The sequence below is a fragment of the Hamadaea sp. NPDC050747 genome (genome assembly GCF_040654195.1).
Taxonomy (GTDB): domain Bacteria; phylum Actinomycetota; class Actinomycetes; order Mycobacteriales; family Micromonosporaceae; genus Hamadaea.
On record NZ_JBFAHM010000003.1, the window covers coordinates 548,257 to 560,947 of the forward strand.

Sequence of the window (12,691 nt, forward strand, 5' to 3'; positions counted from 1 at the left end):
GCGATTCGGACCCAGCCGGTTCCGATCGCTCGCTCAGGCGCCGAAGCGCCGCTGCCGATGGGCGTACGCCCGCAGCGCGCGGAGGAAGTCGATGTGCCGGAAGTCCGGCCAGTTCATGTCGCAGAAGTAGAACTCGGAGTGCGCGGACTGCCAGAGCAGGAAGCCGGACAGCCGCTGCTCGCCACTCGTCCGGATGATCAGGTCCGGGTCGGGCTGGCCCTTGGTGTAGAGGTGCTCGGCGATGTGCTCGACGTCCAGGACCTCGGCCAGCTCCTCCAGGGTGCCGCCGGCCTTGGCGTGCTCCTGGAGCAGGGACCGGACGGCGTCGGCGATCTCCCGGCGGCCGCCGTAGCCGACCGCCATGTTCACGACCGCGCCGCCGACCCGGTCGGCCGTCTTCCCCTCGGCCGCCTTGAGGGTCAGCGCGTTTCCGGCGGGCAGCAGGTCCATCGCGCCGGCCATCTTCAGCCGCCAGGGGTTGCCGTCCTCGGCCAGCTCGGTCGCCAGGTCGGAGATGATCTGGAGCAGCGGGTCCAGCTCGGCCGGCGGGCGGCGCAGGTTGTCGGTGGCGAGCAGGTAGAGGGTCACATGCGGGATGCCGGCCTCGTCGCACCAGCGCAGCAGATCGATGATCCGGCGGGCGCCCACCCGGTGCCCGTCGTTGGGATCGACGTAGCCCATCTCCTTGGCCCAGCGGCGGTTGCCGTCGCACATCACGCCGACGTGCCGGGGCCGGATCTTGTTGATCAGCTTGCCCTCGAGGCGCCGCTCGTACAACGAGTACACCAGGTCGCGAACGGGCTTCACGCCTGGCAGCCTATCCCTCATCGCGGCAGCCTATCCCTCATCGCGACCGTCCCTCACCGGGACTGCCAGGCATCCGGCGCCTTGGTGAGCGCCACCACGGGATCGGGCAACTGACCGCTGACGATGTCGCTGAGGTTCACCTCATCGACGACGTTGCGTACGGCGGCACGCACGGCGACCCAGAGCGTCGGCAGGTGCTCGGCCGTCCCGGAATAGCTCGTCTGCTCGGGCCGATGACCGCGTACGCCGGCGAGGGGTCCGTCGACCGCGCGCAGCACCGCACCCACCGTCGTCTCGCCCGGCGGCCGGGTGAGGCTGTAGCCGCCCTCGGCGCCCCGGATCGAGATCACGATGCCGCCGCGACGCAGGTCGGCGAGGATCGCCTCGAGGAACTTCCGAGGCAGCGCCTGGGCGTCCGCCAACGCCTGGGCGGAGATGGTCGCGGGGTAGGCGGCGGCCAGCTCCAGAGCGGCCCGGACGGCGTATTCGCCGCGTGCGGAAATCTGCACGGTTACACCCTATGTGAACGGCCGCCCCGCGGTGGACGAGGCGGCCGTGCGACTGAGACGCCTCGCTGCTACTCGACGCCGAGGCGGGCCTTGAGCGCGTCGAGCTCGGCCCAGAGTACGCCCGGCAGCTTGTCGCCGAACTTGGCGAACCATTCGGTGATCTGCGGAATCTCCGCCTTCCACTCCTCCGGGTCCACCTTCAGGGCGGCGATGAGGTCGGCCGGGTCGAGGTCCAGACCCGAGACGTCGAGCGCCTCCGGCGTGGGGACGTAGCCGACCGGCGTCTCGACGGCGTCGGCGCGGCCCTCCAGCCGCTCGACGACCCACTTCAGGACGCGGGAGTTCTCGCCGTATCCGGGCCACAGGAACTGGCCCTCGTCGCCCCGCCGGAACCAGTTCACGTAGAAGATCTTCGGCAGCATGGCCGCGTCCGGGGTCTGGCCGCCGCCCTTGCCCATCGCGATCCAGTGGGCGAAGTAGTCGGCGGCGTTGTAGCCGATGAACGGCAGCATCGCCATCGGGTCGCGGCGGACGACGCCGACCTGGCCCACCGCGGCCGCCGTCGTCTCGGACGACAGCGTCGCGCCCTGGAACACGCCGTGCACCCAGTCACGAGCCTCGCTGACCAGCGGAATCGTGGTCTTGCGGCGGCCGCCGAACAGGATGGCGTCGATCGGCACCCCAGCCGGGTCCTCATAGGACTCCGCCAGGATCGGGCACTGCTTGATCGGCGTGCAGAAGCGGGAGTTCGGGTGGCTCGACAGCTCGCCGGAGTCCGGCGTCCAGTCGTTGCCGTGCCAGTCGATCAGGTGCGCCGGCGGCTCACCCATGCCTTCCCACCAGATGTCGCCCTCGTCGGTCAGCGCGACGTTGGTGAACAGCGAGTTGCCCTTGGCGATGGTGCGCATCGCGTTCGGGTTGGTCTTGTAGTCCGTGCCCGGGGCGACGCCGAACAGGCCGTACTCGGGGTTGACGGCGTACAGGCGGCCGTCGTCGCCGAAGCGCATCCAGGCGATGTCGTCGCCGAGCGTCTCGACCTTCCAGCCGGGGATCGTCGGCTCCAGCATGGCCAGGTTGGTCTTGCCGCAGGCGCTGGGGAACGCACCCGTGACGTGGTAGACCTTCCCCTCCGGGCTGGTCAGCCGCAGGATCAGCATGTGCTCGGCGAGCCAGCCCTCGTCCCGGCCCATGACCGAGCCGATCCGCAGCGAGTAGCACTTCTTGCCCAGCAGCGAGTTGCCGCCGTAGCCGGAGCCGTAGCTCCAGATCAGCCGCTCCTCGGGGAAGTGGGTGATGTACTTCGTCTGGCTGCACGGCCACTCGACGTCGGCCTCACCGGGCTGCAACGGCGCGCCGACCGAGTGCAGCGCGTGCACGAACTCGGCGTCGTCGCCCATCGCCTCCAGGACGTGCGCGCCCATCCGGGTCATCACCCGCATCGAGGCGACGACGTACGCCGAGTCGGTGATCTCGACGCCGAACATCGGCTTCTCGGCGGTCAGCGGGCCCATGCAGAACGGGATGACGTAGAGCGTGCGGCCGGTCATGCAACCCCGGTAGAGGTCGGTCATGATCTGCTTCATCTCGGCCGGCGCCATCCAGTTGTTGGTGGGACCGGCGTCCGCCTCGTCGACGGAGCAGATGAAGGTGCGCTCCTCGACCCGGGCGACGTCCGTCGGATCGGTACGCGCCCAGAACGAGTTGGGCTTGATCTCGGGGTTGAGCCGGACCAGGGTGCCCGCCTCGACGAGGTCGTCGGTGAGCCGTGTCCACTCCGCGTCCGAGCCGTCGCACCAGACGATTCGGTCGGGGGTGGTCAGCTCGGCGACCTCGCGTACCCAGGCGAGCAGCTTCGGATGGGTGGTCGGGGCGTTCTCCAGCCCCAAGCTGACGGTCGCAGCGGTCATGGCTCTCTCCTATGTGGTCGACACTGACCGGGAAGGAAGTCGTAGGGCGGCGCCGGTCCCGGCGGGTGCGACGGGATGGCGCGTTCACCTGAACGTGCCCTCAGCGTAAGCCCTGCTACGCCTCCTGAGCCCTTGCCGTCTTGTGAAGAACTGCACAAGCTGCGGCGTTTGTGCGCGCGGACGTTCGTTTCTCCATCCCCGCGCGCGTCCGCGCGCAAACCTTGCCGACCCGCCATTGTTGATCTTGGCGAGGCGACCGGGATCGGCCGAGGTTACGGCGGAATTGGGGGTTCCCCTGGATGGGGGACGAAGGTTAGGGTTTTGGGGCATATCGGACAGCCTGCACAAAGCTCCCCCCGGAGGCAGCGGTGACCGTTCAGATCGACTCTGCCCTGAGTTCGGACGCGGAGTTGCTGACCCGCGTTCGCGATGGCGACACCGACGCGTACGGCGAGTTGTATCGCCGCCACGCGGACGCGGCGAAGCGCCTCGCCGTCGTGCTTGCCCGTGATCGCGGGGAGGCCGAAGACCTCGCCGCCGAGGCGTTCGCCCGGGTCCTGGGCACGCTGCGGGCGGGCGGCGGACCACAGACGGCGTTCCGGCCCTACCTGCTCACCGTCGTACGCAACGCGTTCTACGACCGCGTGCGGCGCAATCAGAAGGTCGAGCCGACCGACGTGATCGAGGAGTACGAGCGGCCCGAGCCGTACGAGGACCCCTCGATCGCCGCGCTCGAGCGGTCGTACGCCGCCCGTGCCTTCGCCCGGCTGCCCGAACGCTGGCGCGCGGTGCTGTGGCATACGGAGGTCGAGGGTGAGACGCCGACGCAGATCGCGCCGCTGTTCGGGTTGACCGCGAACGCCGTGGCCGTGCTCGCCTTCCGGGCTCGGGAACGCCTTCGCCAGGGATATCTGGCCGAGCACATCACGCTGACCGGGTCGCCCCGATGCCACTGGACCGGCGAGCACCTACCCGGTTACGTCCGCGCCGGACTGGCCGGGCGGGAACGCACCAAGGTCGAGGATCACCTCGCCGAATGCGCCGAATGCCGCCGCCTGCACCGCGAGCTGACCGAGGCGAACGTGAGCTTACGGGTGGTGCTCGCGCCGTTGCTGCTGGGCGCGGCCGGGCCGGGCTACCTCGCCTCGACGGCGGCGAAAGCCGGACTCGCCGGAGTGTGGGCGTCGCTGACCGGTGCGGTGGCGGCGTGGTGGCACGGGCTCACCGGCGGCCTCGTCCGGATCGCGACCGACGCCTGGTGGTGGTTGACCACCCTGCCGAAACGGCTGGCCCGGCGGTACGGCGGGCCGAACGTGGCGGCCGCGAGCGGGCTGATCCTCGCGGCGATCCTCGGGGTGGCCGTCTTCGTCGTCAGCGTCGTCGCACATCCGGGCCCGCCGCAGTCGTCGCGGGGGTCCACGGCCGCCGAACTGCCCGTCCCGGCTCCGGCGGAGCCTCCGCTCCTCGCGACCACGGCACCCCAGCCGACCCTGGACACCAGTCCGACACGACTTCCCGCGATCTCCCCGCCGGCCATCAGCGGAACAGCCGAACCACGGACGACTCCGATAACGGCACCCGAAAACGTCTCGATCACTCCAGATCCGGCCGGCTCTACGTATGTCGCCGGGGGAAAGACAGCACTGCCGTTGGTGTTCAGCCGCACGGAATCCGGTTCGCGCCTCGAAGCCTTGACGCTGACCGGCCGCTCCGCTGCGCGTATCAATAAAAGGAGCTGGATATTCATCCTGGCCTTGCCTACCGGGGTGACGCTCGCGGGCCGTGACGCGGGCGACGGCTGGACCTGCCGCGGCGGCTCGACCGTGACCTGTACGCGGGCCGAGCCCGGCGCGCGGACGGTGGCCAAGGTGCCGATCGCCATCGGACCGCAGGTGACGGGATTCCAGCCGGTCGCGCTGCGCTTCGCTGGGCGATCCATGCGATTCCGGCTGCCGATCGCGCCGGCCGGCACGGTGACCGCCTTCGCCGGGACCGGCCGGCTCCGCACGACCCTCGGCGGGAACGCGCTGCTCAGCTGCCTGCCCCGACCGGCCTGCCTGGCCTCGGACAACAATGCGCTGACCATGGTCCCGCTGCTGCCGTCGGCGACCGAACCCGGGCCGCCCTACGGCCTGTTCGCGCCGGGCGGCCCGACCACTCCGGACGGGCAGCTCGCCGAGCTGGCCGGGGACAAGGTCGCCAGCGGTGCGCTGGTGGACGTGCCCCGGGGCGCCCGCGTGCGCTGGGCCGCGCTGGTCGTGGGCGGGTCGACGGCGGTGCCGGACCTGGTGGCGCTGCACGGGCCGAACGCCGGCTGGCACCCGGTGAAGCTGGCGCGGTCCGCCGGCCAGGGGTACGCGGACGTGACCCGGCTGCTCCAGGGCGACGGCGGCGGCTCGTGGTGGGTGGCCGCGGCCGCCGCCGGTCTGCCCGCCGGAGCGGGGGCGTACGCGGGCTGGAGCATCGCCGTCGTCTACGAGCAGGCGAAGGCGCCGCTGACCGAGGTGGCGGTCCAGCTCGGACCGGCGAACCTGAACCAGCCTGATTCCCACGTAACCGTCCGAGTGCTCGACGGGGCGAAGGTGGAGGTCGGCCTCGCGTTGTGGGAAGGCGACCGCGGACTGACCGGCGACACCTTGCTGATCGGCCGTCGTCCGGTGGGCGAGGCCGGCAACCTGGCCCGAGGGGAGAGCGCCAGCGCCCGCGCGGTCGTCTGCGCGACCGGCGGAACCTGCGTCTGGCGTACGCCGGGCGTGGACGTCCTGCGGTTCGAAGGACGCGCCGACGGCGGCTCGATCACTCTGCGCTCCGGCGGAGACCCCTTCGTCCTCGGACTCCTCGTGTACGCCCAGCAGATCGACTCCCGGTAGTCTGAGCCCGTGTTCCGATCGCTCTACAACCGCTTCCGCCACCTGATCCACGAACTGGGCAAGTTCGGGGTGGTCGGCGGTACGGCGTTCGTCATCGACACGGCGGTCTACAGCGCGCTGCTGGCGGCCGACGTCGAGACCACCGTCGCGAAGATCATCGCCACCGTGATCTCGGCGACCTGCGCCTTCATCGGCAACCGGTTCTGGACCTGGCGGGACCGCCCGCGCTCGGCCCTGCACCGGGAATACGTCCTCTACTTCACGTTCAACCTGATCGGGCTGGGCATCACCCTCGCGGTGCTGGGCTTCAGCCACTATGTGCTGGGCTCGATCTGGCCGGCCTTCCAGACCGACTTCGCCGATGTGATCTCCGCGCAGATCGTCGGCAACGCCCTGGCCACGATCTTCCGGTTCTGGACGTACCGCCGGTTCGTCTTCGCCCCCTCCAGCTAGTTCCGCGGGTTCCGCGGATTCGCCGGGTTCCGCGGATTCGCCGGGCTCCGCGGGTTCCGTGCGGGGCGGGTGACGGATCGATGATGTTGGCTGTGTTTCCGCTGTGTGTTGTGTAACGATCCCGGTGATTTGCCCCCCACACTCGGCCGATCGGTCGTCGGTTCGAGCAGCCATCCCCTAATGTGGGTGGGTGCGTCTTGTCCGCTTCCTGCCTGAACGATTCCAGCAGCTCGCCCATGAGGCCCTGAAGTTCGGCCTGGTCGGCATCCTCAACACGCTGATCAATCTCGCCGTCTTCAACGCCCTCCTGGTCGGCATCCACGACGTCGGGCGGGTCAAGGCCAACTTCGTGGCGACCGCGGTCGCCACGGTCTTCGCGTACCTGATGAGCCGGTATTGGACCTTCCGTGACCGGCCCAGCGATCACTCCACGTCCCGCGAGTTCGCGCTCTTCGTGATCTTCAACGTGATCGGGCTCGGCATCGAGTCGGCGCTCATCGGGGCCACCGTCTACATCCTGGGCACGAACAGCATCCTCGCGGTCAACATCGCCAAGGTGCTCGGCCTGGGAATCGGAACCGTCTTCCGGTTCTGGGCATACCGGACGTTCGTCTTCCGGGGCGCCTCGACCGTCTCCTCCGACGACGTCGCCGAGAGCGAGGCGCTGGCGGCGGCCGTGGCCACCACCGGCACGCTGGGCGTCGAGGCCACCCTCGAGGAGATCGAGGCGGCGTACTCCGATGGGCTGCTCACCGAGGAGCAGTTCACCGAGCTGACCGCGTCCGCCTCGCGGCGCTAGCTTTCGCGCCGGTCCGCCTGGGTCCGCTGCGCGGGCTATACGCCTGGGTCCGCTGCGCGGGCTACACGCCTGGGTCCGCTGCGCGGGCTAGCTGCGCAGGCTATACGCAAGATCAGGGTCATTTCCGCGTCGTTATGGCGACATGGAAATGACCCTGATCTTGTTGGAGCGATCTTGGGTGCGGGCTACTTCGCCCGCGGGCTACTTCGCCGGAGCGGCGGGCCGCTCGTCGTCGTCGAAGCTGTGCGAGTCCCGGTCCGCCTCGACGATCTCGTAGAGCGCCGTCTGGACCCGCTCGACGTGCGGGATGTCGCTGAGCACCGACTGTCCCCGCTCGCCGGCCGACTCGATGGTGAGCGTGCCGCAGCCGAGCAGCCGCTCGATGAAGGTCTGCCCCATGGAGTGGTCGTTGATCCGGTTGACCGGGATGTCGCGCCGGTTGCGCGAGAAGACGCCGGTCTGCAGGAGCACGCGCTCGTTGGTGAAGACGTAGTGCGTCGTCTTCCAGACGAGGTACGGCCACAGGGCCAGCCACACGATGGCGACCAGCGCCAGGGCGCCGACCACGATGAGCCCGATCTGGTTGATGAAGATCCCGGCCAGGATGGTCGCGGCGATGGCCACGAGGGTCACGAAGACCGGCCGGATCAGCGCTTTCCAGTGCGGGTGCAAATGCATGACGACGCGCTCGTCTCCGCTGAGCACGTCCTCGGGGAATGCCACGACTAACCTCCTGATGGTGCTGCTCTCGCAGTCGACGCGCTGAGGTTAGTCCCCGTAGTCCAGTCGCGCTATCGGTCGGTTCGCGGCATTGCCTGGTCATCCGCCCGAAGATGGACGATGTCGCCGGCCGCGATCGACCGGCCCGCCACGACCAGCCGGCCCTCGCCATCCACTGTGGTCGCTCGGCCGCGGATCTCCGCGCCACCGGGCAGGATCGCGCGTACGTCGAGGCCGATCGTGGCGCAGACGCCCAGGTACGCCGATCGCAGCCCGGACTCCTCGGGGTCGCCGCCGGCCTCGCGCCAAGCGGAGTACGCCGAGGCCAGCCGGTCGAGCAGAGCGGTGAGCATCGCGTCGTTGTCCACGTCGGACGCGCCAGCCAGGGCCAGCGACGTCGGCGGCAGACCGGACGGCGGCGGGGGCGGCAGCTGTTCCTCGGTCAGCCGGGTGTTGAGTCCGATGCCGAGCGCGATCGCTCCGGTGCCGGTCGCCTCGGCGAGGATCCCGGCGCACTTCTTCCCGCCGACGAGCAGGTCGTTGGGCCATTTGAGCGCGGCGGCGACCCCGGCGACGTCGCGTACGCAGTGCGCCAGGGTCACTCCGGCGAGCAGCGGCAGCCAGCCGAGCCGCGCCGGGGGTATGGCGGGACGCAGCAGAACGCTGAACCACAGTCCCCCGCCCGGCGGCGACTGCCACGTACGCCCCAGCCGCCCCCGCCCGGCCGTCTGCGTCCCGGCCGCCACCACGAGCCCTTCGGGCTCGCCGGCCAGGGCCGCCGCCAGCACGTCGGCGTTGGTCGACCCGGTTTCCTGCACCTCGCGTACGCGGAACTTCACCCGATCAGGGTCTCAGACGGATGGTTGATCAGGTTATCCACAGGGCGATCGAAGGTGTCTTGCGGCACGGTGCCGGATTTCCGTAGCGTCGGCGGCGCACCGGAGTCCTGGGGAGGCGCTACCGGTGCGCACGGGGAGGTTTCGCGAGTGGGCAATCCGCTGGTGGCGCAGGCTCAATCGTCCACGACGTGGTACACGGGCCTGGGCCTGGTCGAGGATGTCGCCCAGGTCTCCGAGGGCATCAAGAACGACAGTTGGGTCGACGGCACGCTCGGCACCGTCGGCGGCACCCTCGACCTGGTGGGTCTGGCCTTGGACCCGATCGGGTCCCTGGTGGCGTGGGGTGTCTCCTGGTTGATGGAGCACGTCAAGCCGCTCAAGGACGCGCTCGACTGGCTGGCCGGTAATCCGGACGAGATCTCGGCGCACGCGCAGACCTGGGAGAACGTGTCGAAGTACACGTTGGACGCCCAGAAGTACTACGCGGACGCGATCAAGGTGGAGACGGCGTCGTGGATCGGCCCGTCCGGGGACGCGTACCGGCAGCATGCGGGCACGCAGGTGACCGTGTTGGAGGGCATCGGCAAGGCGGCTCACGGCATTCACTACGCCGTGATGGGCGCCGGGCTGATCGTCGGTCTGGTCCGGGGCATCGTCCGGGACCTGATCGCCCAGTTCATCGGCACGCTGGCCGCTCGCCTGCCGCAGTGGCTGGCCGAGGCGGGACTGACCCTGGGCCTGGCGACGCCGGTCGTCATCGGCCAGGTGGTGTCGCTGGTGACGACCTGGGTGAACAAGATCCAGAAGTTCGTCCGGGCGCTGCTGTCCAGCCTCAAGAAGCTCATCCCGATGGCGAAGAAGCTCGGCGAGCTGCTCGAGCAGCTCAAGGGCCTGCTGCGCAAGCTCCTGGGCAAGGCCGACGACCTGCCGGGAGGCAACCGCCCGGCTCGGCTGGCCAACGAGGACTTCGACCCGGCCACCTGGGAGCCGACCGTCCAGCATCGACCGGGCGCCACCGCGATCGGCAACGACCCGAACACGCTGAAGGCGTACTCGTACATCAAGACGGAGGACGGCGTACACCAGGTGGTGATCCACGGCCGCCCGTCCGGCTTCCCGCACGACATGTCCCCGGCCGAGGTCGCGGCGATCATCAAGGCCAATCCGGACTACGTCCCGGGCACCCCCGTACGCCTTGTGACCTGCTACGGCGGCAACATGAACATGGCGGTGGCGCGCGAGTTGAAGGCCACCGTGCACGGCTACAATCAGACGCTCATCGTCAACCCCGACGGCAGTTTCGTCTCCGGCGGTCAGTGGCAGACCTTCGACTGGGAGCAGGACGGGTGGATGCTCGACTGAAGTTCTTCGGCTTCTACGCAGACCTCGGATACGTCGCCGGGACCGCCGTCGGCGCCGAGGACCTGCTGGCCGAGCCGCGGGTGGCCGCCGAGAAGCCGCGGATCGTCGCGTACCTCCACGGTGGTGAGCCGCTCACCGTCGTGCCCGGGTTCCAGCGCGATCCGCGCGGCGACGTCGAACTGCCGGGCGGGGCCAGCGTCTACACCGACGGGGTCTGGGCCTGGCCGCACATCACGGCGTACCTGGTCGAGCGCTACGACCTGCCGGTGCCGGACGAATTCGTCGAGCACATGCGCGCCCAGGGCTTCGACCCGGCGTCGCCGGATCGGGAGCAGTTGAGCCGGCTCTTCCACGAGCACGCGGGCATGCTGTCGCCCCGGCCCGAGCCCGCACTGCCGGCCGATGCCGTACGCGTATCCATCCTGCTGGTCAAGGAGGTGGCGGGCGCGGGCGCGGACATGGTGGCCACCGTGGCGGCCGACGTGCTCGCCGGTGACCTCCCCGTCGGCGCCACCGTCACCGTGCCCGGTTCGCCGGCGCCGCTCGCGGTCGCCGGGATCCGGCTGAAGGACGGGCCGGCCGAGACGCTCGCCGCCGGGCAGAAGGGCCTGGTGCAGCTGCGCGGCGCGGCCGCGATCGCCCTCCACCCCGGCGTCATCCTCACCAGCTGACCTCCCCTTCGACGGGGCGTGATCATTGCGTCAGCCATGCTGCTTCGCGGCGCGAAATGCCCGTTCAAACAGCATGCCTGACGCGATGATCTTCCCGAAGCGTCCGGGAGGACCCGGCCGGGTCGATGGCCCGCATCACAGCGACCGGGGGCCGAACGATCGTTAGGATCTCGGCATGACCGAGGCTCCGGATCCGCATACCACCGCCGGCAAGCTGGCCGAGCTGACCGCCCGCATCGACGAGGCAGTGCACGCCGGGTCGGCCCGCGCGGTGGAGAAACAGCACTCGCGTGGCAAGAAGACGGCGCGAGAGCGGATCGCGATGCTCCTCGACGAGGGCTCCTTCGTCGAGCTGGACGAGCTGGCGAGGCACCGGTCCACCAACTTCGGGCTGGAGAAGACGCGGCCTTACGGCGACGGCGTGGTCACCGGCTATGGCACCGTCGACGGCCGGCAGGTCTGCGTGTTCGCCCAGGACTTCACGGTCTTCGGCGGCTCCCTCGGCGAGGTCTTCGGCGAGAAGATCGTCAAGGTCATGGACCTGGCCATGAAGATCGGCTGCCCGGTCGTGGGGATCAACGACTCCGGCGGCGCGCGGATCCAGGAAGGCGTCGTCTCGCTGGGCCTCTACGGTGAGATCTTCTTCCGCAACGTCCGGGCGTCCGGAGTGATCCCGCAGATCTCCCTGGTCATGGGGCCGTGCGCCGGCGGGGCGGTCTACTCGCCCGCCGTCACCGACTTCACCGTGATGGTCGATCAGACCTCGCACATGTTCATCACCGGCCCCGACGTCATCAAGACGGTCACCGGCGAGGACGTCGGCTTCGAGGAGCTGGGCGGGGCGCGTACGCACAACACCAAGTCGGGCAACGCGCACTATCTGGCCGCCGACGAGGACGACGCGATCGAGTACGTGAAGGCGCTACTGGCGTACCTGCCGGCCAACAACATGGACGAGCCGCCGTCGTTCCCGGCCGAGGCCTCGCTCGACGCGAGCACGGAAGACGAGGCGCTGGACGTCCTCATTCCCGACTCGGCCAACCAGCCCTACGACATGCACAAGGTCATCGAGACAGTCCTCGACGACGGCGAATTCCTCGAGGTCCAGCCGCTGTACGCGCAGAACATCGTGGTCGGCTTCGGCCGGGTCGAGGGCCGTCCGGTCGGCGTGGTCGCCAACCAGCCGATGCACTTCGCGGGCTGCCTCGACATCGCCGCCAGCGAGAAGGCAGCGCGGTTCGTGCGTACCTGCGACGCGTTCAACATCCCCGTGCTCACCTTCGTCGACGTCCCCGGTTTCCTGCCCGGCACCGGCCAGGAGTGGGAGGGGATCATCCGGCGCGGCGCCAAGCTCATCTACGCGTACGCCGAGGCGACGGTCCCGAAGATCACCGTGATCACCCGGAAGGCTTACGGCGGCGCGTACGACGTCATGGGGTCCAAGCACCTCGGCGCGGACTTGAACTTCGCCTGGCCGACCGCGCAGATCGCGGTGATGGGCGCTCAGGGCGCGGTCAACATCCTCTACCGCCAGGAACTGGCCCAGGCCGCCGATCCGGTGATCGAGCGCGCCAAGATGATCACGGAGTACGAGGACACCCTGGCCAACCCGTACGTCGCCGCCGAACGGGGCTACGTCGACGCGGTCATCCAGCCGTCAACGACCCGGCCGCACGTGACCCGGGCGCTGCGGACGTTGCGTACCAAGCGGGATACGCTGCCGCCGAAGAAGCACGGCAACATCCCGCTCTGAC

11 protein-coding genes are annotated in these 12,691 nt (G+C 69.6%); 6 read left to right on the forward strand and 5 right to left on the reverse strand.

Features of this window, described 5'->3' with window-relative positions; all coding sequences use genetic code 11:
* Nucleotides 1–33: 33 nt before the first annotated feature.
* The 3 genes from AB0H43_RS08885 to AB0H43_RS08895 all read right to left on the reverse strand — a co-directional run bounded on the left by AB0H43_RS08885 (nucleotide 34) and on the right by AB0H43_RS08895 (nucleotide 3,223).
* Complete coding sequence (locus tag AB0H43_RS08885) at nucleotides 34–807, reverse strand: isoprenyl transferase (protein ID WP_359998477.1); 774 nt, start codon at nucleotides 805–807, stop codon at nucleotides 34–36.
* A 53-nt stretch (nucleotides 808–860) separates the two neighbouring features.
* Nucleotides 861–1,316, reverse strand: a complete 456-nt coding sequence (locus tag AB0H43_RS08890) for an Rrf2 family transcriptional regulator (protein WP_359998478.1) — start codon at nucleotides 1,314–1,316, stop codon at nucleotides 861–863.
* 68 nt (nucleotides 1,317–1,384) lie between these two features.
* Entirely contained in the window at nucleotides 1,385–3,223 is a 1,839-nt protein-coding gene (locus tag AB0H43_RS08895; protein ID WP_359998480.1) for a phosphoenolpyruvate carboxykinase (GTP), read from the reverse strand.
* 368 nt (nucleotides 3,224–3,591) lie between these two features.
* On the opposite strand from AB0H43_RS08895, the gene AB0H43_RS08900 reads away from it, so the two are divergent.
* The 3 genes from AB0H43_RS08900 (at nucleotide 3,592) to AB0H43_RS08910 (ending at nucleotide 7,345) form a co-directional block, all read left to right on the forward strand.
* A complete protein-coding gene (locus tag AB0H43_RS08900; protein ID WP_359998482.1) occupies nucleotides 3,592–6,093 on the forward strand; it encodes a sigma-70 family RNA polymerase sigma factor in 2,502 nt (833 codons plus the stop codon).
* Between the two features lie 9 nt (nucleotides 6,094–6,102).
* Nucleotides 6,103–6,546 carry a GtrA family protein gene (locus AB0H43_RS08905; protein WP_359998484.1) on the forward strand — a complete coding sequence of 148 codons (444 nt, stop codon included), beginning with the start codon at nucleotides 6,103–6,105 and terminating at the stop codon, nucleotides 6,544–6,546.
* A 190-nt stretch (nucleotides 6,547–6,736) separates the two neighbouring features.
* The gene (locus AB0H43_RS08910; protein ID WP_359998486.1) at nucleotides 6,737–7,345 is read left to right on the forward strand and encodes a GtrA family protein; all 609 of its coding nucleotides are present in this window, start codon (nucleotides 6,737–6,739) and stop codon (nucleotides 7,343–7,345) included.
* 201 nt (nucleotides 7,346–7,546) lie between these two features.
* Here AB0H43_RS08910 and AB0H43_RS08915 read toward each other — a convergent pair whose 3' ends face one another.
* Entirely contained in the window at nucleotides 7,547–8,068 is a 522-nt protein-coding gene (locus tag AB0H43_RS08915) for a PH domain-containing protein (protein ID WP_359998488.1), read from the reverse strand.
* Nucleotides 8,069–8,136: 68 nt separating this feature from the next.
* On the reverse strand, nucleotides 8,137–8,904 hold the full coding sequence (locus AB0H43_RS08920) for a biotin--[acetyl-CoA-carboxylase] ligase (protein ID WP_359998490.1): 768 nt from the start codon (nucleotides 8,902–8,904) through the stop codon (nucleotides 8,137–8,139).
* Between the two features lie 147 nt (nucleotides 8,905–9,051).
* Between AB0H43_RS08920 and AB0H43_RS08925 the strand changes: the two genes are divergently transcribed.
* The 3 genes from AB0H43_RS08925 to AB0H43_RS08935 all read left to right on the forward strand — a co-directional run bounded on the left by AB0H43_RS08925 (nucleotide 9,052) and on the right by AB0H43_RS08935 (nucleotide 12,690).
* Nucleotides 9,052–10,266 carry a hypothetical protein gene (locus tag AB0H43_RS08925; RefSeq protein WP_359998492.1) on the forward strand — a complete coding sequence of 405 codons (1,215 nt, stop codon included), beginning with the start codon at nucleotides 9,052–9,054 and terminating at the stop codon, nucleotides 10,264–10,266.
* A complete protein-coding gene (locus tag AB0H43_RS08930; RefSeq protein WP_359998494.1) occupies nucleotides 10,251–10,937 on the forward strand; it encodes a hypothetical protein in 687 nt (228 codons plus the stop codon). Before AB0H43_RS08925 ends, AB0H43_RS08930 begins: the two co-directional genes overlap by 16 nt.
* A gap of 175 nt (nucleotides 10,938–11,112) precedes the next feature.
* Nucleotides 11,113–12,690: an acyl-CoA carboxylase subunit beta gene (locus AB0H43_RS08935; RefSeq protein WP_359998495.1), complete on the forward strand. Its 1,578-nt coding sequence runs from the start codon at nucleotides 11,113–11,115 to the stop codon at nucleotides 12,688–12,690.
* Nucleotide 12,691: the final 1 nt, after the last annotated feature.

Excerpts from the sequence above, each read along its gene's own strand:
- AB0H43_RS08935 (WP_359998495.1), top strand. The coding sequence starts at position 11,113 with ATGACCGAGGCTCCGGATCCGCATACCACCGCCGGCAAGCTGGCCGAG.
- AB0H43_RS08895 (WP_359998480.1), bottom strand. The coding sequence starts at position 3,223 with ATGACCGCTGCGACCGTCAGCTTGGGGCTGGAGAACGCCCCGACCACC.